Source organism: Bacteroidota bacterium (assembly GCA_016713925.1).
Classification (GTDB): domain Bacteria; phylum Bacteroidota; class Bacteroidia; order AKYH767-A; family OLB10; genus JAJTFW01.
Genome location: JADJOH010000007.1, coordinates 120,334 through 142,236 on the forward strand (window position 1 = coordinate 120,334; position 21,903 = coordinate 142,236).

16 protein-coding genes and 1 pseudogene are annotated in these 21,903 nt (G+C 43.2%); 12 read left to right on the plus strand and 5 right to left on the minus strand.

The window, feature by feature from the left end; genetic code table 11:
• The first annotated feature begins 4 nt into the window (after window positions 1–4).
• Window positions 5–1,147 (plus strand): acyl-CoA dehydrogenase, encoded by a 1,143-nt coding sequence (locus IPJ86_08625; GenBank protein MBK7887354.1) that lies wholly within the window; start codon window positions 5–7, stop codon window positions 1,145–1,147.
• Between the two features lie 238 nt (window positions 1,148–1,385).
• Here the strand turns inward: IPJ86_08625 and IPJ86_08630 are convergent, their stop codons facing one another.
• Genes IPJ86_08630 through IPJ86_08640 form a run of 3 tightly spaced genes read right to left on the minus strand, consistent with a single transcriptional unit; the run spans window position 1,386 to window position 6,150 of the window.
• Window positions 1,386–3,050 carry a hypothetical protein gene (locus tag IPJ86_08630; protein ID MBK7887355.1) on the minus strand — a complete coding sequence of 555 codons (1,665 nt, stop codon included), beginning with the start codon at window positions 3,048–3,050 and terminating at the stop codon, window positions 1,386–1,388.
• Window positions 3,051–3,076: 26 nt separating this feature from the next.
• Complete coding sequence (locus tag IPJ86_08635) at window positions 3,077–4,339, minus strand: tetratricopeptide repeat protein (protein ID MBK7887356.1); 1,263 nt, start codon at window positions 4,337–4,339, stop codon at window positions 3,077–3,079.
• Window positions 4,225–6,150, minus strand: a complete 1,926-nt coding sequence (locus tag IPJ86_08640; protein ID MBK7887357.1) for a tetratricopeptide repeat protein — start codon at window positions 6,148–6,150, stop codon at window positions 4,225–4,227. Before IPJ86_08640 ends, IPJ86_08635 begins: the two co-directional genes overlap by 115 nt.
• 328 nt (window positions 6,151–6,478) lie before the next feature.
• Here IPJ86_08640 and IPJ86_08645 point away from each other — a divergent pair, with 328 nt between their 5' ends.
• Window positions 6,479–7,333, plus strand: a complete 855-nt coding sequence (locus IPJ86_08645; GenBank protein MBK7887358.1) for a hypothetical protein — start codon at window positions 6,479–6,481, stop codon at window positions 7,331–7,333.
• A gap of 180 nt (window positions 7,334–7,513) precedes the next feature.
• Here IPJ86_08645 and IPJ86_08650 read toward each other — a convergent pair whose 3' ends face one another.
• Entirely contained in the window at window positions 7,514–11,020 is a 3,507-nt protein-coding gene (locus IPJ86_08650; GenBank protein ID MBK7887359.1) for a PKD domain-containing protein, read from the minus strand.
• Window positions 11,021–11,160: 140 nt separating this feature from the next.
• On the opposite strand from IPJ86_08650, the pseudogene IPJ86_08655 reads away from it, so the two are divergent.
• The 8 genes and pseudogenes from IPJ86_08655 (at window position 11,161) to IPJ86_08690 (ending at window position 17,707) form a co-directional block, all read left to right on the plus strand.
• A pseudogene (locus IPJ86_08655) lies at window positions 11,161–12,532 on the plus strand (dipeptidase).
• 89 nt (window positions 12,533–12,621) lie between these two features.
• Window positions 12,622–12,942, plus strand: a complete 321-nt coding sequence (locus tag IPJ86_08660; protein ID MBK7887360.1) for a DUF2752 domain-containing protein — start codon at window positions 12,622–12,624, stop codon at window positions 12,940–12,942.
• 10 nt (window positions 12,943–12,952) lie between these two features.
• Window positions 12,953–13,312: a TM2 domain-containing protein gene (locus tag IPJ86_08665; GenBank protein MBK7887361.1), complete on the plus strand. Its 360-nt coding sequence runs from the start codon at window positions 12,953–12,955 to the stop codon at window positions 13,310–13,312.
• A 189-nt stretch (window positions 13,313–13,501) separates the two neighbouring features.
• Window positions 13,502–14,377, plus strand: coding sequence for a hypothetical protein (locus IPJ86_08670; protein ID MBK7887362.1), 876 nt, complete (start codon window positions 13,502–13,504; stop codon window positions 14,375–14,377).
• A gap of 9 nt (window positions 14,378–14,386) precedes the next feature.
• Complete coding sequence (locus IPJ86_08675) at window positions 14,387–14,887, plus strand: hypothetical protein (GenBank protein ID MBK7887363.1); 501 nt, start codon at window positions 14,387–14,389, stop codon at window positions 14,885–14,887.
• A gap of 17 nt (window positions 14,888–14,904) precedes the next feature.
• A complete protein-coding gene (locus tag IPJ86_08680; protein MBK7887364.1) occupies window positions 14,905–16,242 on the plus strand; it encodes a hypothetical protein in 1,338 nt (445 codons plus the stop codon).
• Window positions 16,243–16,250: 8 nt separating this feature from the next.
• A complete protein-coding gene (locus IPJ86_08685) occupies window positions 16,251–17,207 on the plus strand; it encodes a hypothetical protein (protein MBK7887365.1) in 957 nt (318 codons plus the stop codon).
• Window positions 17,204–17,707, plus strand: a complete 504-nt coding sequence (locus tag IPJ86_08690; protein MBK7887366.1) for a hypothetical protein — start codon at window positions 17,204–17,206, stop codon at window positions 17,705–17,707. The genes IPJ86_08685 and IPJ86_08690 overlap by 4 nt, the downstream gene beginning before the upstream one ends.
• 4 nt (window positions 17,708–17,711) lie before the next feature.
• Here the strand turns inward: IPJ86_08690 and IPJ86_08695 are convergent, their stop codons facing one another.
• On the minus strand, window positions 17,712–19,895 hold the full coding sequence (locus IPJ86_08695) for a TonB-dependent receptor plug domain-containing protein (protein MBK7887367.1): 2,184 nt from the start codon (window positions 19,893–19,895) through the stop codon (window positions 17,712–17,714).
• 157 nt (window positions 19,896–20,052) lie between these two features.
• Between IPJ86_08695 and IPJ86_08700 the strand changes: the two genes are divergently transcribed.
• Together IPJ86_08700 and IPJ86_08705 are read left to right on the plus strand one after the other, a co-directional pair.
• Window positions 20,053–21,285 carry an insulinase family protein gene (locus tag IPJ86_08700; protein MBK7887368.1) on the plus strand — a complete coding sequence of 411 codons (1,233 nt, stop codon included), beginning with the start codon at window positions 20,053–20,055 and terminating at the stop codon, window positions 21,283–21,285.
• A gap of 44 nt (window positions 21,286–21,329) precedes the next feature.
• Entirely contained in the window at window positions 21,330–21,884 is a 555-nt protein-coding gene (locus IPJ86_08705) for a hypothetical protein (protein MBK7887369.1), read from the plus strand.
• The last annotated feature ends 19 nt before the right edge of the window (window positions 21,885–21,903 follow it).

Below are 21,903 nucleotides of genomic sequence, written 5' to 3' on the forward strand. Positions count from 1 at the left end.
ACGTATGGACTTCAGGCCCACCGAAAGCCAGGAACTTATCGCTCAAACTGTTCGTGATTTTGCAGAGAAGCATATTCGCCCTAATCTCATGGACTGGGATGAGAGTCAGCGTTTTCCCATTGAGATTTTTAAGAAACTCGGTGAACTGGGTCTGATGGGTGTTTTGGTTCCGGAAAAATATCATGGGGCGGGCTTGAGTTATTTTGAGTACGTTACCGCGATTCAGGAGTTGGCCAGAGTGTGTGGTTCAGTGGGTTTGTCGATGGCTGCGCATAATTCGCTGTGCACCGGACATATCATGACTTTCGGAAATGAGGAGCAGAAGGAAAAATATCTTCCGAAGCTGGCCACGGCAGAATGGATCGGCGCCTGGGGATTAACGGAAGCCAATACCGGATCAGATGCATTGCGCATGCGGGTGGTGGCGAAGCAGGATGGTGATCACTGGATATTGAATGGTGCCAAGAACTGGATTACGCATGGCATCAGCGGTGATGTTGCAGTGGTTTTAGCGAGGACAGGCGAGTTGCTCGATTCGCGTGGTATCACGGCGTTCGTTGTGGATCGCGGTACTCCCGGATTCAAAGCAGGGAAGAAGGAAAATAAATTGGGCATGCGTGCCTCTGAAACAGCGGAGATGATTTTCGAAGATTGCCGTATTCATAAGAGTCAGTTGCTCGGTAATGTAGGAGATGGATTTATTCAGGCGATGAAAGTGTTGGATGGAGGAAGAATTTCGATTGCTGCATTATCATTGGGAATCGCCAAGGGAGCATTCGATGCATCAGTAAAGTATTCACAAGAGCGCGAACAGTTCGGACAACCGATTTCTAATTTTCAGGCGATCTCCTTCAAGCTTGCCGATATGGCAACACAAATTGAAGCAGCGGAGTTGTTAACGATGCAGGCAGCGGATCTTAAAATCCGTGGCGAGAAGATGACCAAACAAAGTGCTTTCGCCAAATACTATGCTTCAGAAGTAGCAGTACGTTGCTCTACAGAAGCCGTACAAATTTTCGGAGGTTACGGATATACGAAAGATTTCCCGGTCGAAAAATTCTATCGCGATTCTAAACTCTGCACCATCGGCGAAGGCACCAGCGAAATCCAAAAACTCGTCATCGCAAGAGACATTCTCAAAGCTTAAAAATTTTCTTGCATCAATACCTTTTAAGGAACACTGATCCCGCAAAGCGGGATACGCGGATTTTTTATGATGTACACTGATTCATTCGCGAATTTGTACATTCGTCTATTCGCGATTTCGTCTATTCGTATTTCGTATATTCGTATCCCTGAAGCAGAGACAGGAAAGATGAGTACGCTCATCTTTCCTGTCACGCTTCAGGGAATATTCGTATTTCGTAACCCCCATGGGGTTATTTTCAGAACGAGTAAGTGATTCCAGCTAGCCCAAGGAGGCGATAACTCGGATACTGATACCACCTGAAATATTGCGCGAAACCGATATTATTTAAGGATACAAAAGCGGAGAGTACTTTGCTGTAGCGGTAATCGATGCCGATGTTGGCGTCCATCCATCCTTTCAGGTTTTTATAGTCGGAGGTGACTACGGAGTTGACAGACGTGTATTCAATTCCGGTAATGTTGCTGTTGTAGAAGAGATCCGCTTTGATGAAAATTTTCTCAGCGATGGCATAGTGGCTGTTGAAGCCTAGGCGGAAAGAGGGAATATAGAGTTGCTCTTTTAATTTATCGGTATTGTAATTGTTGTATTCGACAGAGATGCCTGCCGCGATTTTTTCAGATTGCTTGTATTCCAAAGATCCTTTGAGTTGCAGTAAGGTGGCTTTATCATAATACACGGAGAAGGTAGTGGGGATCTCGAAATTATTGATGAAGAAAGGTTGATTTTTAAGTCTCGCCCAGTTGACAATTCCCGTAAACATTAAATCATGTTCGAGTTTTATTGAAGCACCACCGCTGAGGCCTAGCCGCTGATTGGTGTTTGCAAGTGGAACCGATGATCCGAAGAAGGGATTTTGTCGGCTGAAGCTGCGTAAGTCGTTACGGATAAGGTCGCCGCTGAGTTCAGCGAATATTTTCACCGCATCATTAATGACCTGGTATTCTGCTTTGACATAGGGATATAAACGGTAGTCGCTATTATTGTTATTGGATTCTAATGCCAGGTTGGCACCGATATCGATGCTGAATAAATCCTGGGTGATGTTAAACCGCGGACGAAAGCGAATGATGCTTCTGTTGAAACTGAAACTCTCCTGTTCAATTTTTCCGAATTCACCGGAAGCATTCAGGATGAAGGTGGCATTGTTCATCAGCTTACTGCCGCCGATGGAAAATACCGCGTTGTTCTCAGAAGCCTTGCGGTTATCACTGAAGTTGTAAAACGATAATGCGGACTGATACCTCCATTTATCTTTATCCACATCGAGTGATTGCAGTTTTACACTTCCTTCCACATCACTCATGCTATGTTTCGTTTCCGATTTGGAGAAGAGCTCAGGTGGGGTTTTGAATCCGTAAAAATGAACCACGTTACGATTGTAAATGAGGTCCGCGCCTAACTTGAATTTCTCGAAGTATCTTGTTCCGAAGAGGTCGATGTGGTTATTGCTGTTGCCGGGGAAGCCATAGTCCTTGATTTTTCCGGAAGTGGAAAGATGTTTGTAGCGAACACCCGCATCAAAGTTTTTTGATCGGATGCTGTTAAAGGAAACATCCAGCAAGGGCATATTCTCCAGACCATAGCCTGCTTTCACAAAACCATGATATAATTTTTTTATCGCATCGTCTTTGATTCGCACCGGCTTGATGGGTGAAGTATTGTAATTCGAATTCATCGGACGTGCTTCCAGTGAATAATTCAGCGATTGCTTATCACGAAAGGTGCTGGTATCGCTTTCGGGATAGATATTGATTTTAAAAGCGTCGTTCAGCACGGGTTGATATTCCTTTACTACATTGATGTCTTCATTGCCGAGATTGTTCGTCTTCGTTCCGCCGCCTTGTGAAGCAGCGATAGAGGGCAGGAGCAGAAGAAAATAGAAGGGGATGTTATTTTTCATTGGGTGAGATGCAGTTGCTTAGTGTACTATTTTTCTTCTTTGTTTAAATCGGTCTCGGGTTCAGGTTGTTCTTCCGGCTTCTTCATTTGATTCATTTCTATGAGCAGCAGGTCATCGAGTTTTTCTTGCGCCATGGCCTTGATGTCTTCGGGATCAGCAGGGTCTTTTTCGTAATTCTCGAGAATACTCTGTAGGGTAGCTTTGGCCTGGAAGGTGTCCACCAATGCGATGTAATTGTCTGCAAGCAATATGAAACTTTTCCCTATCCAGAAATCATAAGAAGGTACCTGATTGGCGACATCGTAACATTTCTTCTGCGAAGCTTTGAAGTTGCCCATTTTATAATCGATAAAAGCGAGTTGGTATTTGGCTTCTGCTCCGGCCAGACTCGATTGTTTTGAAAGTGCTGTGTATTCATTTTTAGCCCCAACAAAATCGTTGAGTTGCAGCGCGGACCTTCCATAGGTGAGATGCGCTTCAGAGACGATATCGTTAGAAACTTTTTCACCGTTGATGAGCTTTTTGGCGTAAGCGATGGCTTCGTTGTAATTGGGTTGAGAATAATAGGATCGCATCAATCCGGTTTGTGCAGCCAATACGTTTTCTCTTAACTCAGCCGTTGCTTCCAGACGAAGGAAATAGGTAATGGCTTTCGTATATTCTTTGCCGTTATAATGCAATGCAGCAGCTTTGGCGAGGGATTTCTCCGTATAAATATTGGCAGGTTCGGAAATGATATTTTCGTAACCTATTAGGGATTGGGAATAGTTTTTATTTCTGAAATCACATTCCGCCTTGTAGAAAGTGGCATTCAGTTTATAGGCACCGTTGGGGAATTGAGTCAGGTATTTATCGAAGTCGCGCGCCGCATCATCGAAATTCCCTTTGAGGTAACGTTGTTCAGCCGCTTCATAGGTGATAGAATCCTGTGCTCCGGTACTGACGCTGGCATTGGGAATGTTTTTGACATAAGCAAAGTAATCGTCGGGCTTGCCATTGGAGATGTAGATGTTCTTCACACTATTCAAAGCCTCTGCAGCTTCCGGAGTTCCGGGATAAGTGCCAATGACTTTCTTGAACTGAGCCAGGGCCAGCTCATCCTGTTTATTGTTGTAATATACCAAAGCAATATTCAACTGCGACCGTTTTGCATATTGGCTTCCCGGAAATTCTTTCAATAAGAGATTGAAGTTCTCCTTTGCTTTTTCACTGTCGCCATTGGCCATATAAGCACGTCCCCGCTCAAACAAGGCATCGGCACGGTATCGTGATTTCGGATAGCTGCCCAACAGACTGGTGAGCGTCCTTGATTTTCCTCTGCATCTCCCTGTAATCCCTGAATGACACCACGCTGGAAGAGGGCATAATCGGAAGATGCTGCCTTTTCAGTGACCGCGTCGTTGTAGTAGCGCAGCGCAGATTCATATTCCCGCATCGCATAGTGGCAATCGGCAGTTCGAAGAAGGGCATCATGGTAAATGGCGATTTCATCGGAATTTCTTTTGGCCATGTACTTTCTGAACCAGGATTGTGATTCCTGATAATTGTTCAGTTTAAAATAGCAGTATCCTAAATTGTAGTTGCCCAGGTTATACATCGACGTATTGACAGAGCCGGGATTGAAGATAAAGGTCCGGTACTGCTTGATGGCCAGATCTAATTTTTCCTGTTTAAATAAGACTTCTGCTTTCCAATAAATGGCTTTTGCTCTGATGTCCGGATCTATATCGTTGATGATTGCTTTTTCAAACATGCCGATGGCTTTATCGTTCTCACCATCATTCATCATCTCTATTCCTCTGAAGAAGGCTACTTTCTGGTAGGCTCCTTTCGTCTTTGTCGTTTTGTTTTTAACATTGTCAAGAGCGATGAGCGCATCTTTGTAGTTACGTGTGCCGAGATAAAGTTCAGCGAGTAACTCATTGGCCTCATCAGCATTTTTTGAATCGGGGTAGTTCTTGAGGAAGTCGCTGAATGCCGTTAAGCCACCGGGAAGATTCAATTCATACGAAAGCTTGGCGTAGTTGAAGAGGGCGTTTTCCTGAATGGAAGTATTGTGATTCAGCTTTGATGCAAACTGGAAGGCGTTCCGTGCTGCTGTTTTGTTGGCGGTTTTTAAATAACAATCACCCAAGTGATACCATGCATTCTGATCGAGAGAGTCCTGCTTCCCTGTAACTTTCTCAAAATTTTGAATGGCATTGTTGTAGTCGGCGTTTTTATATTCGCAAAAGGCAATGGTGTATCTGTCATCGCGGCTAAGCGTAGGCGTAGCTTGTGAGTAACCATCAAAATAGACCAATGCGTTTTTATAGTCTCCTTTTCTGTAATAAGATTCCGCTACAATACGCATGATCTCCGCATTGTTTTGCGGACTCTTGTTCTGCAGGACTGGAACGGCATAGCTGATAACGTCATCGTACTTGCCCGTCTCAAAATACATCTGTGTAATATAGTACGGTACCAATGGACCAAAAGTGGCCGAAGAGTCTAATTTCCCAAAATACTCCAGTGCTGTTTTATAATTGTTGTTGGAATAAGCAATATGACCATAATAGTACTGTGCTGCGGTCTGATATTTGGATTTCACATTCAGAATCTCGTGAAACTTCTTCGCCGCCTTATCGAGTTCTCCCTTGTTGAAATAGCAATAGCCGGTCTTAAAATAATACTCCGGAACTTCATCTCCCGATAAATAATAGACATCCGCCTTTTCAAAAGCAGGGAGGGCTTTCGTGTATTTTTTGATTCTGTAATACTGTCGTCCCAGATAAAACCAGGCGAGAGGAGCTTTCGTGCTTTCAGAATGTTTCTCTGTAAAAATTAACAATTTTTGCTCTGCATCCGGATTAAATAATTCATACGAACACACAGCAGCGTAGAATTCAGCATTGATTTTATTGTGCTCGCTGCCTTTATTCTCTGCCAGATAGGATTCAAAAACTTTCTTCGCAGCACTGTACTTTTCTTTCACATATAATTCCCAGGCGATCTTATAGTCCCTGTCTTTTTCGGTAAAATTTTCGGTGAGTTGTGCGAATGAGCCGGTTGACACCAGCAAGCAGCTAACAATCAGTAATTTATGAAATATCTTCTTCATGCGTTCGGGGAATACTATTCTTTCAAAAGTACACCTAAGGAACGCCTTATCTTTTATGAATCGTATGCTACTTATTTAAATTATTAACAGGGCATTATGAATTAAAGAAGAAGACAAAAATTAAAATTCCGTCCGGCACAATTTATAAAGTTGAATTCCGTTCGAGGATTTCTTAAGCGGACTTTCTGCCTCATGTTATTAATGTCGTTGAAAGATTTATTTAAAATTAAACTGAATTAATATTAAACCTTACCGATTTTTGCATGTCATAGAGACCAATTCCGGAACTCCGGTTTATATTAATCGTTAAACTAAAAAATTATATTCCATGAACAGAAACATTAAAACAGGCTTTGCATTGATGGGTGTCGTCGCGTTGAGTTTGAGTGCTTGTAAGAAAGAGAAGGAATCTATTGACAGCGATACAGCTTCAGTTGCAGAATATGCGATGTCGGATGCAGCATTTAATGATGTGGCGAGTATTTCCGATGAAGCGTATGATGGATCATTGGACTCCTATCGTATACAAAATGGAGGTTCTTCAGAGAAGGTAATGACAACTTGTGCTACAATAACATTTGATACTACTGTGACACCGAAAACTCTGACAATAGATTTCGGTCCGAGTGATTGTTTATGCGGAGATGGAAACTACCGACGTGGAGCAATTATCGTGAGCTGGACAGGACCTTATAAAGATTCAGGCTCGGTCAGAACCATTACATTCAATAACTATTTTGTCAACTACAATCAGATCCTGGGCACTAAAACTGTGACCAATAACGGTCGTAATACAAGCGGAAATCTAAGTTATACCGTCACCGTTAACGGTTCAGTTGTTTGGGATCCGCAATATTTTGGCGGTGGTGGAACCAGTACATTCACCTCTACACGGACACGTGTTTGGATAGCGGGAGAAGGAACTTTAGGTTGGCTGGATGATGTATATCTGATCAGTGGTTCTACCAATGGAACTACCCGCGCCGGATCTACCTATACCATGGTGACCACAGAAGCCTTGAAGAAAGAGATCGGATTCAAACATTTTACAGATGGAGTGCTTGAATTTACACCATCAGGTAAATACACCCGTGTCATTGATTATGGTTATGTAAATGGTCAGCGCGACGCATTGGCTCAGGTAACCATCAACGGGTATACCTTTACGATACAGTTAAAATAAAAATTTGATTAGGTTGATTTGAACGTCGGTTGTAGGGACCGGCGTTTTTTTTTTACACGATTACCAATTCCGGTGTGTGGTAGAGCGAATCATCTTAACGCTTCTTAAAAAGAGGATATGAATTTTTTGCCAACAATTACTTTCAAAAAAATGCAAATTTTTCAGAATCCTCCTTTTTTGTTATCGGATTATTGTAATTCTACCTCTGAATTTATATTTCTTTCTGTTGAAATCACGGGCGCTCGCTTCATAAACATAGATGCCGGAAGGACATTCTGTTCCATCGTTAAAGTATTCGCCATTCCAGGATTCGATGAGATTGTCGCTTTCCCATACCACTTGTCCCCGACGGTTGTACACCTGTATTTCAAAATTCTGCACCCCTTCTGCCACAACCTGGAACAAATCGTTTTTCTGGTCGTTATTTGGTGTGAAGGCGTTGGGAATGTATAGGGAGAAATTGGGTCTTACTTCTACAGTCAGACTAAAAGTATCTTTACAACCTCCCGCGTTAGTCGTATAAAGTGTGACGGTATAAGTGCCTACATCGTTGTAAGAATGCGAGGCAACACAACTGCTGTCGCCTGTTCCATCTCCAAAATCAAAATAACAGTCCGTGCTTCCAACAACAGCAGCGAAATTAAAATCAGGGTTCAGGTTACTTGCTATAAGTGGCTGAGCCAGGAATGTCGCATCGGAAGCGGGATAAACAGTAATAGGAGTGTTTAAAGTGTCAGTTGTAGAACAAGTGTCGGCACTCGTCAAGGTTAATGTAGGAAGGTAAGTGCCGGGATTACTATAGGTATGCACCGGGTTGTTCAGGAAGGAAACAATTCCATCTCCAAAGGTCCAGAGATGAGTTGCGCCGGGAATTGTCGGGCTAAGATCCTGGAAAGTAACATCCAGAGGGGCGCAACCACTGATAATATTTGCATCGATGGCTACCACCGGATTCGGCTTAATGATGACAAACGCGGAATAGAAATCATCGGGACAGCCCGGGGTTTGAGTTTGCAATGAAATGGTTTGAAGTCCGCTTGTAGGGAAGGAGTAATTTTGAACTTGTGCAGAAGAAATGGTATCACCTGCAATGATCCATGTCTGCGAAGTCCCCGGTACAACACCAAAATAAGGAGCGAAATCAAAACTGTTGCCTTCAAAACACTGTGGATCGGGAGGTAGAAAGAACGCCTGCTGGACAGCGGTTACACTGAGTTCCATCGTATCGTTTAGAGAACAGAATCCTTGTGAAGTGGTGACAATAAATTTAACTAACGTATCTGTAGTACCGAAAATGGGAACGGTAGCAATAGGGTTGGATGCTAATGGGGCGCTGAGGTATTGAGCCGGTGTCCAGCTATACGTGTATCCTGCCGTAGGTGTTGTCCCGATTCCGATTCCTTGCCCGGCACAAATCTGTTGATTGGCACCTGCATTCGAAATCGGGTAATCCGTCACGAAGATCGTATCCCGAATGGTATCTGAATTGCAAACATTGTCGTTTGCCACGATATAAATGGGATAAGTTCCTGCGCTATTGTAATTCAGATGGAATGGCCCCCACGGTAGAGTGGAAGAGGCGTTCAGAATATTGGCGCCTCCGAATTCGAAAGTGAAATTTGTTGTGGCGGCGGGTGATAAACCGGTGTAAGTAAAAACAGTAGAATCATCACCACAAAGCTGATGGTCACTGATGGTGAAGTTGGCATCCGGCAAGGCGTTTACCAGGAGTGGCGTGGAATCTACAGCCGAGAGGCATCCTTCCGGACTCAGTACTGCCACACTGACATAGGTGGCTCCCGCAACAGACCATTGGAGAGTGCCGCTGCTTCCATCACCCGGATTTCCACCCAACAGTGTCGCATTACCGAAATCCCATGTATAGATAGATCCAATGGGCGCACCCGTGGCTAACGGAGTTAAAGTGATCGTTTCTCCCTGGCAGATCTTTACCGGTGCGTTGAAGTTGACAATCGGTGTATTGAAGATGCGGATAGAATCTGTATAAGAAAATCCGAGACATCCGTTCTCCTCTATTGCCAGACTTAAAGTATAGGTGCCCGGAGTATTCCAGCTGATGTCAAATTGCGTATTCGACGGCGTCGTCACCGTTCCGCCACCATAAGTCCAGGCGTATGTAGCCGTAGCCGCTGCACTCCCCGAATAGACCACATTAACATCCACTCCGGTACATCCAGTATCAGGCAATGAAAAATTAGCCGTTGGAATAGCGATAATATGTAAAGTGTCGGTGATGGTATCAGAAGCACATCCGTTTTCAGTGATTTGTAAACCAACAGGAATATTACCCGAAACATTCCAGGTAGCATTCGCTAATCCGAATCCATTGATTAAAACGCCACTGTTGTTGGGGAATATCCAATCGTAAAAGAGCAACGAACTGGTACTGTTAGCTGTGAAATCCGCTGAAACCGGATTGGTACCGTCAAAACATAAACTATCGTCGGAAATAGTAAAGGAGGCGATCGGTTTAGGTTTTACTACTATTTGTCGGCTAAAGGTATGTGAACATCCCGTAGGTTGAGTTAAAGTTAATCTTGTAAGATAAGTACCCGGCCCATAAGTATGAGATGGGATCACCAGATTTGTGCCGTTACCTGTAGCCACCGGGGAGCCATCTCCAAAATTGAAGGACCAATTCGTACTGGCATTGTAGGCGCCACTTACTGTGAAATCTGCAGTGAGTGATCCGCAGGCTATCAAACTATCTACAGAAAAATTAGCTGTTGGAAGCAAGAGTACACCCGTACCCCAGTTGAAATCAAATCCGGAATTACTTTGTGACGTATCATCCAGCATCAAGGCATATGTATTTCCGGAAGTGACATTAATAGGAGGGCAGGCGGGGCTGGACGTGCAATTCACCGCGAAAGAAGACATCCCAAAAGGAAGAAATGGATCGTAGAAAGAGTTGCAAGCCACCTCTGTTCCCGGACATCCCAGCGTAATATCGTACAATGCCCATCTGAATCCGCCAATGTTTGTTGGAAACCCTGTAAATTCCAATGGTCCGTTATAGCCCACAGTGAATTTATACCAAAAAGGTCTGACCGGTGGTGAATTAAAACAGGAAGGTACCGGCGATGTGCCGGGCTGACCCGATCCCGGGCTGGTAAAATCATAAGTATTGCATATCGGAGAGGCATTGGTACACGTTAATGCCGGATTGATAAACCCGTTTGTACTGCTGATGCACACTAAAAATTCGCCATCATCTTCAAGAGCTGTTACATAAAACCAAATTTGAGTTCCTGCAGCAGCGGTAAAGGCAACAGATGCCGGATCGAAGGTAGTGGCTGCGGTATTGCAAACATTCACCACTCCCGGACTTGAGCAATTGCCTGTCAGTACCGTTATAGATAATTTTTCTGCAGGAGTTGCTCCGGAGGGAGAAACTGAAATCGTATTCACCGTTCCACTGGCCACATAAGAATACCAAATTTCATGACCACCTGCAGGAAGAGGAGGGATGGCTGCCGCATCGCAGGTATTTGAAATCCCATCTCCCGTACCTGTTGTGTTATTGTCACTGAAACAGGTGTTTCCGGTAGGATCAAGATAAACAAAACTGGCGTTGCCGCAATTATCATTAGGAGGTGCCTGAGCGAAAAGATATTCGCACGACAGCAACAGCACAGTCATTAAACACAGAAGGCGGATGTTCATCTCAAACTAGAAATAATTGATTTGGAATTCTTTATTCAGGATTAGTTTGCCACAGGAAATATTCTTTTGTAGAATTGAAATAAACCTTTAACAGACTAATCCGGATGCATTACTTTTGCGAGAACAAAACTACCCATTTTATGGACATTATTCAACCTTATATTGATCAAAATAAAGAGCGATTTATCTCTGAATTAATAGAGTTATTGCGCATCCCATCAGTTAGTGCTGACTCTAAATACAAAGCAGACGTCGTCAGAACAGCCGAGTATGTTAAAAAAAGCCCTGGAAGCAGCAGGTGCTGACAAGGTGGAGATTTGTCCCACGCCGGGTCACCCGATTGTTTACGGCGAGAAAATCATTGACAGCAAGTTGCCTACCGTGCTCGTTTACGGTCATTACGATGTGCAGCCACCGGATCCGCTGGATTTATGGGATTCGCCACCTTTTGAACCGGTCCTGAAGGAGGAGAAGATTTATGCCCGGGGTGCCTGTGATGATAAAGGGCAGGTTTTTATGCATATCAAGGCTTTCGAGCTCATGATGAAGACAAATACTTTAGCCTGCAATGTGAAGTTTATGATAGAAGGAGAAGAAGAGGTAGGATCTGCGCATTTTGGTCTCTGGATTCGGGAGAATAAAAGCAGACTTACGGGAGATGTGATTCTGATTTCGGATACATCCATCATCGCTAATGATATTCCGAGTATCGATGTTGGTTTGCGCGGATTGAGTTATGTGGAAGTGGAAGTTACCGGTCCGAACAGGGATTTGCACTCGGGCGTTTACGGCGGTGCAGTAGCGAATCCCATTTCCATTCTTTGTGAGATGATTGCAAAGATGAAGGATGAAAATAATCATATCACCATTCCGGGTTTTTATGATGATGTGATCGAGCTGTCTGCTGCAGAAAGAGAAGAGTTAAACAAAGCGCCTTTCAGTCTCGATGAATATAAAAGCGACCTTGGAATAAATGATGTTCTTGGTGAAAAAGGATTTACAACATTGGAGAGAACCGGTGTTCGTCCTACTTTTGAACTGAATGGTATTTGGGGAGGTTATACGGGTGAAGGCGCGAAGACAGTTCTTCCTTCAAAAGCTTTTGCCAAGTGTTCTATGCGTTTGGTGCCTAACCAGACTTCTGAAAAAATTACGCAATTGTTCTCTGATTATTTCAAAAGCATTGCTCCGGCAGGCGTAAAAGTAGAGGTGAAGCCGCATCATGGCGGAGAGCCTGTAGTGACACCAACTGATTCAATTGCCTATAAAGCTGCCAGCAAAGCTATGGAGCAAACGTTTGGTAAAAAACCAATTCCGACCCGCGGTGGTGGAAGTATTCCTATCGTTGCTCTTTTTGAAAAGGAATTGGGATTAAAAAGTGTGCTGATGGGTTTCGGACTCGATAGTGACCTTATCCATAGTCCAAATGAACATTATGGTGTTTTTAATTTTTTAAAGGGTATCGAGACCATACCACTCTTCTTCAGGTATTATGCTGAGATGAACAGATAGTTATATTTAAGTCAATTCATATGGCATTTTCTTCGAGAGGATGCCATTTTTTTTGTGATTTCATTTTCTTGGATTACTTTTATCCTGTAATGAGAATCAGCAAAGCGCCCTTTGAGTTAATCGCATGGATATCTTCTATCTGCTATTTGGCTTTTATCAATCCCGAAGATCAGCATGTTAGTCTTTGTTTTTTTAAAATCATAGGCTTGCCCTGGTGTCCGGGGTGTGGCATTGGTCATGCTATTTCGTTCCTGTTGCATGGGGAAATGATGAGTTCCTTTCGTTCGCATCCTTTGGGACTATTCGCATTAATCGTATTGGTTTCACGAATAATAAAGTTGATCACAATGGAGTATGGCAAATACTCAGCAGCGATTAGCAGTCTTCTTCCTTCCGCTCACAAATCTTAATCACTATAAAATGAACAACAATCTTTTAATGACATTGCCGGGAATTGAATCTGAAGAACTGTTCTTTACTCAGGAGGCTATTAAAGATCTTTCTGAAGAACAACAAAAGAATTTTTTCCTTTTGTATTCAGGCAGGAGGAAGGATCCTCAGACCATTTTGATATGCGCTTTGTTGGGATTTGTTGGTGTCGCGGGCGTACATCGGTTTTTAGTAGGTCAGATAGGCATGGGCGTTTTGTTTTTCTTTACTGCCGGTGTTTGCTTTGTAGGAACTATCATAGACCTTATGAACTATAAGAAATTGGCACTTGAATTCAATCAACGACAGGTCATAGAATGTAAATTGATAGCTGGATCTATGGGTGCATAGTTGCGGGATATCCTCGCCGGCATGTATGTTTCATATGCTTTAGCTTGTCATGGGTAAGAGGAGTAGTGGCGAGCCCGGGGCGATGGGGAATGAAAGTGAAGATGAAGAAATGAAATCAAACTTTTCATGTGTAAAATATTCCGGAATTATTGCGTTTATTTGAATTGATCTGAATATATTTGAGTGAAGATGAATAGAATTCTTATAGTAGTGGTGATTATTCTTATGGTTCTGACTCAGTTTTCCTGCAAGAAATCAGAGTTGGAAACCATCAGAGGAAATACTGCACCTCCGGACACAAGTATTGAAATAGATGTCTATGAGGACTATGTCAATCGCACCTATATTCTCGTTTTAGGGCGAGAACCGGATTCATCGGAATTTAATGATGCTGTTACGCTGTTGACAGCCGGATTGTTGGATAGCCCAAGCAGGTATGCTTTTTTAGATGAGGTGTTTTCATCTCCCGATTACCCCTGGCGGCAGTTCAACAAGAATAGAATTGAATTGTTGAATAATATTGATACGGCGGATATCACGATTCAGATATTTATCTTCAATTTTTTCCTGGCGGATTCCACCTATCAGGCATTGTGGCCGGGTTTGCAAATCGAAGTAGACCGGTTAGAAGAAATACAATCCGCTGCTCATGAATATGCAAATGGTGTAATCAACATACGTCAACTGCAGTCAAAGATGATCAACAATTATTTTTATGATCAGATAAATATGGGTTCCGATAATTTCGTTATTTCTTCGTTTCAGCATTTTCTGGATAGAAATCCCACGCTGGATGAACAGTCAAATGGAGTCAGTATGGTTAATGGAAATAATGCAATTCTCTTCTTACAGGCGGGTGCTTCCCGGAATGACTATCTTTCGATTTTGTTTGATTCAGATGATTATTTTGAAGGTGCGGTGATCAGAATCTATAAAGATTATCTGCTTCGGTCGCCTTCGTCCATAGAGATGAGTGTGGCCGCGCTTAAATACAGAAATACCCTCGATTTTGAATCCGTTCAAAAAGATATTCTGGCAACGGATGAGTTTGCCGGTGTTGATTAATTGATGTTAATGATGAAAGCATTCCAAATCACAAATCTCTTTACACCGCTGTTGCTGGTGCTCTTGTTGACCTCCTGCGAAAAGGAGAAGGATTATATATATGAGGTAAATCCGGTGAACGTTCAACAGGGTGGAAGTACAAAGAATAATGCAAAAAGTACAGTGGAGTTCGTGACGATAGCCTGGGCTGATTTATTCGGCACGCAAATTCCTCAGCAGGAACTTGTAAAGCTAAATACTGTTTACAGTTCCTTTGGAGATAAGAAGCTTATCGAAGACCGTATTCTGCTGAATCTTCTGAATAAGCCCGGAATTCAGGTGCCGTCCGCTACTAACGTGAATGGAGATACGTTAAAATTTATTCAGAATACGTATAAGAAATTGTATAACCGGAGTCCGGATGCTTTTGAGCAATATTATATGAAGGAGCAAATCAGATTGAACACTGCGATATCCGCAACGGTGATCTGGTATGCGTTGATGAGTGCAGATGAGTATCGTTATTATTAGCAACCAGAGCAGAAAAGATGAATAGAAGACATTTCATACGTAAGGCCGGTTTGGCAGCAGCAGGGGCTTTCGCAGCGCCGTATCTCCTGCCCGGTGGACGATTGTTTGCCTCCAGTGGGTTACGTAAAGTGAACCATGTGGTGTTTTTATTGTTCGCCGGAGGAGTAAGGAATCTGGAATCCGTTCAGTTCAATGATGGAAACCTCATGCCGAATATGCTCAGCGGCGGTGGAACCATCTCACCTGATATTTTACCGGCAATTGATTTCCTGCCTCCCGGACCGCTCTCTCAACCCTTGCAAAATTATGGGACGCTCTTCCGTCAGTTTCGCTATAAGCAAGGACCAACCGGTCATTACAACGGGCATACGGTCGCGGTCACCGGTCAATATGTAAGTACTGATCTCAATATACGTGAAGCCCCACGGAACCCCACAGTTTTTGAGTATTACAGAAAACACAATAGTCCGCAACAAACTGCCTTGAACAGTTGGTGGGTAGCGAATACCCTCGGTCCTTATCCTGCATTGAATTATAGCAGTGATCCGGGGTATGGTCCTGCTTATGGTGCAAATTTCATATCTCCTAATTTCCTGATCAGTCAGGATGGTTTCGATACACTCGGTGACCCCTCTTCATTTAGTACTGCTGAAGCTGCTGCCATCAGGAATATCCGGAAGTTTGCCAATGGTGTTTTTAATAAAAGTTATACGGATTCCGGTCAGGGAATTGTGAATACCGAAAATGAAGCGCAGCAGTTGCAGCAATTTATCAGTGATCTCTATGGGAAGGCACAATCCGGACAATATATCAATCCCTGGGGAGTGGGCACATCGATGAACAATGATATGTACAATGTCATGTTTGCAGAAGAAATCATTCAGCAGTTTAAGCCGGAGTTGCTGGTAGTAAATATGCAGGATGTTGATATCGGTCATTTTGATTTCAGTCAGTATGCAAATAATCTTCGCAAAGCAGATTGGGCCGCAGCACATCTTTGGAGCATCATTCAAAGTACGCCGGGAATGGCCAACGATACCGTGCTGGTTATAGCTCCTGAACATGGAAGAAATTTTAGCCCGAATACTTCAGTGGATGCTTACGGTCGACTGGCTTTAGATCATACGGCTCCTACAGATGGTACAAGTGGAGATCAGATGGCCAGAGAAATATTTTGCCTGATTGTGGGTCCTCCTACTGTAGTGAAGCAAGGTGTTGTGGTCAATAGTGTGGAAGGAGAAAGTACAGAAATTGTTCCCGTAATTGCAAATATGCTTGGGTTCGATAATAATATTCCCGGTAGTGCCGGATTGAAAAGCTATAATCAATGCGATCTTGCACAGGCATTTTATTAAAAACACGAATGGCAGATAGGACATCCTTCTTGTGTAATATTCTACACCGAAAACTCATTTACGGCTGTTCACTCTTGTTGCTAATGGGGTGGATGAGCGCCTGTAAAAAAGAGGAGACGCCGGTGAACCCTTACGACGCGGTGGATTATAGTTCAGGCAACGAAAATGATACCGTTCCTGACCCGGCATCCATCACCGGTTTGCATAAAAATATTTTTTTTCCAAAGTGTGCGAATCCCGGTTGTCATGACGGGACATTTGAACCCGATTTCAGAACGGTGCAAAGTACGTACAGCACCCTCGTGTTTATGGGCGTCAATAAAACCACATTGGATTCGATTAGCTTTTTCAATTACCGCGTCCTGCCGGGTGATGTGAACAATTCATTTCTGATGGAGCGATTGCTGACATCAACCAGCGATTATATGCCGTCTAACGGTGTCAGGTTACCGAATAGCGATATTGATAATATCAGAGAATGGCTATTGGATAGCTGTCCCGATATCAATGGTAACCTTCCTCAGAAACCAAATCTTCCTCCAAATATTGTTGGTTTCATTGCTACCGATCAGCAGTTTGTGAGAATCGATACGGTACGGGTGGGCGGGATTCCATTTAACTCATTTATAGTTCCTGCGAATTCAATTTTTTATTTGCCCATTGTCGCCCTGGATACTGCGGACGGTGTTGCCGCAACCGATCCTGCTAATTTCACCCTGAGTCAGGTGCGTCTCTCTACCAATAAGGATGATTTTTCATCTGCCCTGACTATGAATGCGACGTGGTTCTCGCCGATACCTTTCGCGGTTTGGCAATGTACTGTGAACACCGCAGTCTGGACAGCAGGGACTACAGTCTATTTCAGAATATATGTGAATGATGGTTTTCAGAGTAGCCCCGCAGAGTTTCCGAAGAGCAGTTCACTGGATTATTTTAAAACGTATTATTCCTTTATTATTCAATGAAGAAAATTTTTAGAATGGAAGGCTGTAGAAATAATTCAAAAATTTTGAAGGGTTGCTGCCTGTTTGTATGGATGAGTACTGTTGTACTGTTCGCCGCCTGTGGCAAGGAAGACGATGATCCTTTTGCAAATCCGGATCCGGTGATTGAGTTGAAGGCGGTGACTCCTACAACGGCCGTGGAGTTCAGCGACTCAGTGGTGTTCACCATCTATTATAGAGATAATAACGGTGACCTGGGCGATAATGACCCTGCGGTGAAGAACCTTTTTCTAAAAGATAACCGCATTGGTATTGAATACAGCTATCGAATACAGCAATTGGCACCGACAGGTTCAGCTGTTGCCATTGAGGGAAATTTAAATGTTGTACTGAACACCATTGCAAGAACTGATACCTCGTTGTCACAAGAGTCCGCAACCTTTTCTTTGTATGTGATAGACCGGGCAGGGAACAAAAGCAATGTGGTCACCAGTGGTCCGATTGTAATCGTACCGCAATAGAACACTACAAGGAGACAATAATTCCAATGCTCGGTATAATACTGCCACTGGTATTATCCAGTTCCTTCACCAGATAGCGACTCGGATTAATACCCTGTCCGCTGATATCCCAATTTTCTCTGAGAGATGAGGTGCTAACGTCAAACGGAGTAAAGGGGCTTCCGCTGTTATAACGGAAACGAATACCCGCCTCCCAGTTTTTCTTAAATGTTTTACCGGCAGTCAGGCTAATAATATGCCTGTAGTCCCAACTGGATGGAGTAAAATCTTTGGTGAGGTTCGTGAATTCACTGTTTACAAAGGTGTAGGAGAGTAATCCATAAATGCCTTTGTAAAGTTTTTGCTGGAATAGAAATTCTACGCCATAGGATCTGCCCTCCGATCTGGAATCTACCGGTTCATCACCGATTACGCCAAAGTCGCTGCCCTGATTCGCAATACTGATGGAATCGCTGAGTCCAAAGGGATAGTTGGCATAGCGCTTATAAAAACCTTCGATTGTATATTTTGAATTCTTCTTGTTCTGGTATTCAAATCCGGCTACAAAATGTGTAGAACGGATGTACTTCACCCCTTTATTCACAAGCATGTTGTCGTTATCTCTGAAGCCTAGAATAGTATAGGCCGGCAGTTGATAGTAGATGCCACTGTTCGCATTGAAAGTAAGGCGTTCGGTAATTGTTTTTGAGAGGGAGAGGCGGGGCGAAAACTGATCTGCAGGATTCTTCATTTTCTCGCCGAAGGTATTGGCATCGAGTCGGCCGCCCAAAGAGATAACAAGTCCCATACCCGGTAAAGTTTTGCTGATTTGTCCGAATGCGCCGTATTTGATGAAATTAATTTCTGATGCATAGTTGACGGTACCCACATTCGGAATTCGGTTGAAGGTGCTATTGGTGTAGGTGGATTGCTCTCCACTGATACCTGCATTGGTCTTCCAACCGTTTTTTAGCGTTGTTCTTTCCAAACGGAATTTATTTTCAATTTCTTCGGATGTATAATCCAGGATTTTATTGCTGCTCACTGCATCGTCATTATTCTGATATTTTTGAGCACGATTATTCAAATGATTGCGGCTAAGCACTACCGTTATATAACTGTTTTCACTGTATCGCTTGTAGCTGCCGCCTATGGTATACGTCCACTGATTGTTTTCCGGAAGATTGCCCAGTAAGTATTGCTGCTCTTCCGTTTTATTCGCTTTTTTATTGAGTACAAATACATCGTAAGCCCCCAGGCCCAGGAAGGTGAATTCCTGTTTGTTGTCCGGCTTGATTTTATATTTAAACTGAAAGTCATTATAAGTAGGAAGGAAGGGCAGTTCCAAAGCCGCGAAGAGGAACTGAAGATAAGCCCGGCGGTAGGAAGCAATGAGGGTGGAGTTCTTACTGATAGGCCCATCGAAAGTACTTGCCAGATCTGTGGCTCCTAAGGTGAAGTTAAGCCCGGCTTTATCCGTTCTGCCATCCTTGAATTTAAGATCAAGGACCGAGCTGAGCGCATTGCCCCTGTTCGCCGGAAAAGCTCCCGAATAAAAATCCACTTCATTGATAAAATCGACATTAAGTAAGCCTACCGGTCCACCTGATGCACCTTGCGTGGCGAAATGATTGATGTTAGGGACTTCAATTCCATCCAGGAAGAATCGGTTTTCGTTGGGAGAGCCTCCTCTTACTATTAAATCATTGCGAAAGGAGGGGACAGAAGCCACGCCGGGTAGTGACTGCAGTACTTTCGAAATATCTCGGTTACCACCAGGATTTCTCTTGATCTCCGCAACACCAATGCTTCTCATTGACAATGGACTTTCTTCCTTGCGGATGAAGGGTTGTGCTGTAATAGTGATTTCACCAAGCGTTTTTTGATCCTCTTCAAGGGGAATGTTTATCTCCGTGATTCTCTTGGGAGTGAGTTCAATTTCAAATTGGTAATAAGATTTAAATCCGGTCATGATCACTTCCAGATTAAATAGGCCGGGCTGGGGAACGCTGATCATATAGAAACCGGCAGAATCGGCATTCACCGGAAAAGCCTGTTTTCCATCTTTAAGAACAACGGTTGCAAAGGGTACCGGCTCGTTATTGATAACATTTAAAATACGACCTTTTAGCAGGGATTCCTGTCCGTATGAACGACCTGTGAATATTAGTAGAAGGATGAATAAAGTGTAAACGTATCTCTTTAGCATAATCTTTCAGAACAACTTCAACGGCGAATTGTTCTGAATTATCCTGCATATTTAGACAAAGTTTTCAATTTAACGAGCTGATTTATTCTCCATTTACAGTGAATCTTTTCTATCAACAACCATTTTATGATTTCCGCTTAAGCACTATGTTTGCTGAATGGATAAACCCGGTATTTATTATTTGAAAAACGGATTATGCGTTTTGCACCTTTTTCATAAAGAAAGTCAGGTCGTTCATTGTGGTATCCTCCTGAAAGCGGGCACCAGGGATGAGCCTGCCGGGAAAGAAGGTTTGGCCCATTTTATCGAGCACTCCCTTTTCAAAGGAACTGAAAAAAGGAAGTCGTTTCATATCCTCAACCGCCTGGAAGTGGTGGGTGGCGAATTGAATGCCTATACTACCAAGGAAGAAACCTGCGTCCACGCTTCGGTGATGAATCGCCATTTTGAAAGGGCATTAGAGTTGATTTCCGATATTGTATTTCATTCCGTTTATCCACCAAAGGAAGTGGAGAAAGAAAAAGAAGTCATCATTGATGAAATCCGTTCTTATCAGGATACTCCCTATGAGCAGATTTTTGATGATTTTGAGGGACAGCTTTTTAAAGGTCATCCTTTGGGTCATCCCATACTTGGAACAGAGGAGTCGGTGCGAAATTTTAACCGGAAGGATCTGGTGAATTACACCCGGTCACATTATAACCCTTCTTCCATGGTTTTTGCGGTGAGCGGAAATATAGAGGAGAAAAAATTGCTGGCATTGGCGGAGCAGTACTTTGGAGAATATAAAGGCCAAAAGAGTTCGACGAATCGAATTTCATTTAAAAAGTACAAGCCGGAGTCCATTATACAAGAGCGGGCGGTGAATCAGGTGCATTATATGATGGGGCGTCCTGCTTTTGGATTAAAAGACCCCAGAAGGTTTAGTCTGGTATTGTTTAATAATATACTCGGCGGACCGGGCATGAACTCCCGCCTGAACCTGAATGTCAGAGAAAAGTATGGATTTACGTATACCATAGAATCAGGTTATCATACATATACCGATTCGGGGATTTTTCACGTTTACTTTGCAACGGATTCGAAGCATTTCAACAAGACCAGGGAGTTGGTAGAGAAGGAGCTGAGGAAAATTTGCAAGGAGAAAATAACACCTTCGCGGTTTCGACAGTATAAGGAACAAATGATCGGTCAAATTGAATTGGTTCAGGAAAATCGACTTAGTGTAATGCTGTCGCTGGCGAAAAGTCAATTGAATCTGGGGAAGGTGTTTACACTGGAAGAGATTAAAAAGCGCTTCAGCGATATGCAGCCGCGGGATATACAGGAAGTTGCCAATGAAATATTAGAACCTTCATACCGCTCTGAGCTCATCTATCAGCCAAAATAGAATTCATTTGGAAAATCAGTTAATTCTTTCGTAATTTCGTAAGTATGAAACCGTTGAAATACATCTTTCTTTTACTCATTAGCACTTTATTCTTCTCCTGTGGGAAGGATGAGAATTTTAGCCCGATACCTGAAATTACTTTTGAGCGCTTTTTATTCTATCAGGATGCCTCCGGTAAGGATACCACGGTTGATTTTGTGTTTAGTCTTGTAGATGGAGATGGCGATATCGGCTTCCGGGAAAACGAATTTGACAATACTTGCGGTGCTGATAATTTTAATCTTTATATCGCTTATGAAGAAAAGTCCGGCACCACTTATCGTCCAAAGAAATTATGGATTCAGGTTTCAGAAGTGACTCCAACATGCGACACACTGCTTTATTTTGATAGCGTTCAGGTGAGTTTTAATCAGCGCATGCAGTACATCGAACCTGCAGGTAACAGCAAAGGCATTGAAGCCACCGTTACCTACAGGATGGATTATACTTCTGCTCTTGTTCTATTGAGTCAGGCCGGACGATTTGATTTTTATATCCGTGACCGGGCAAATAATAAAAGCAATCGAATTTATTCTGCCGATCTTTTGATCAATAAATAAGTAGAAGTCATTTTGCCTG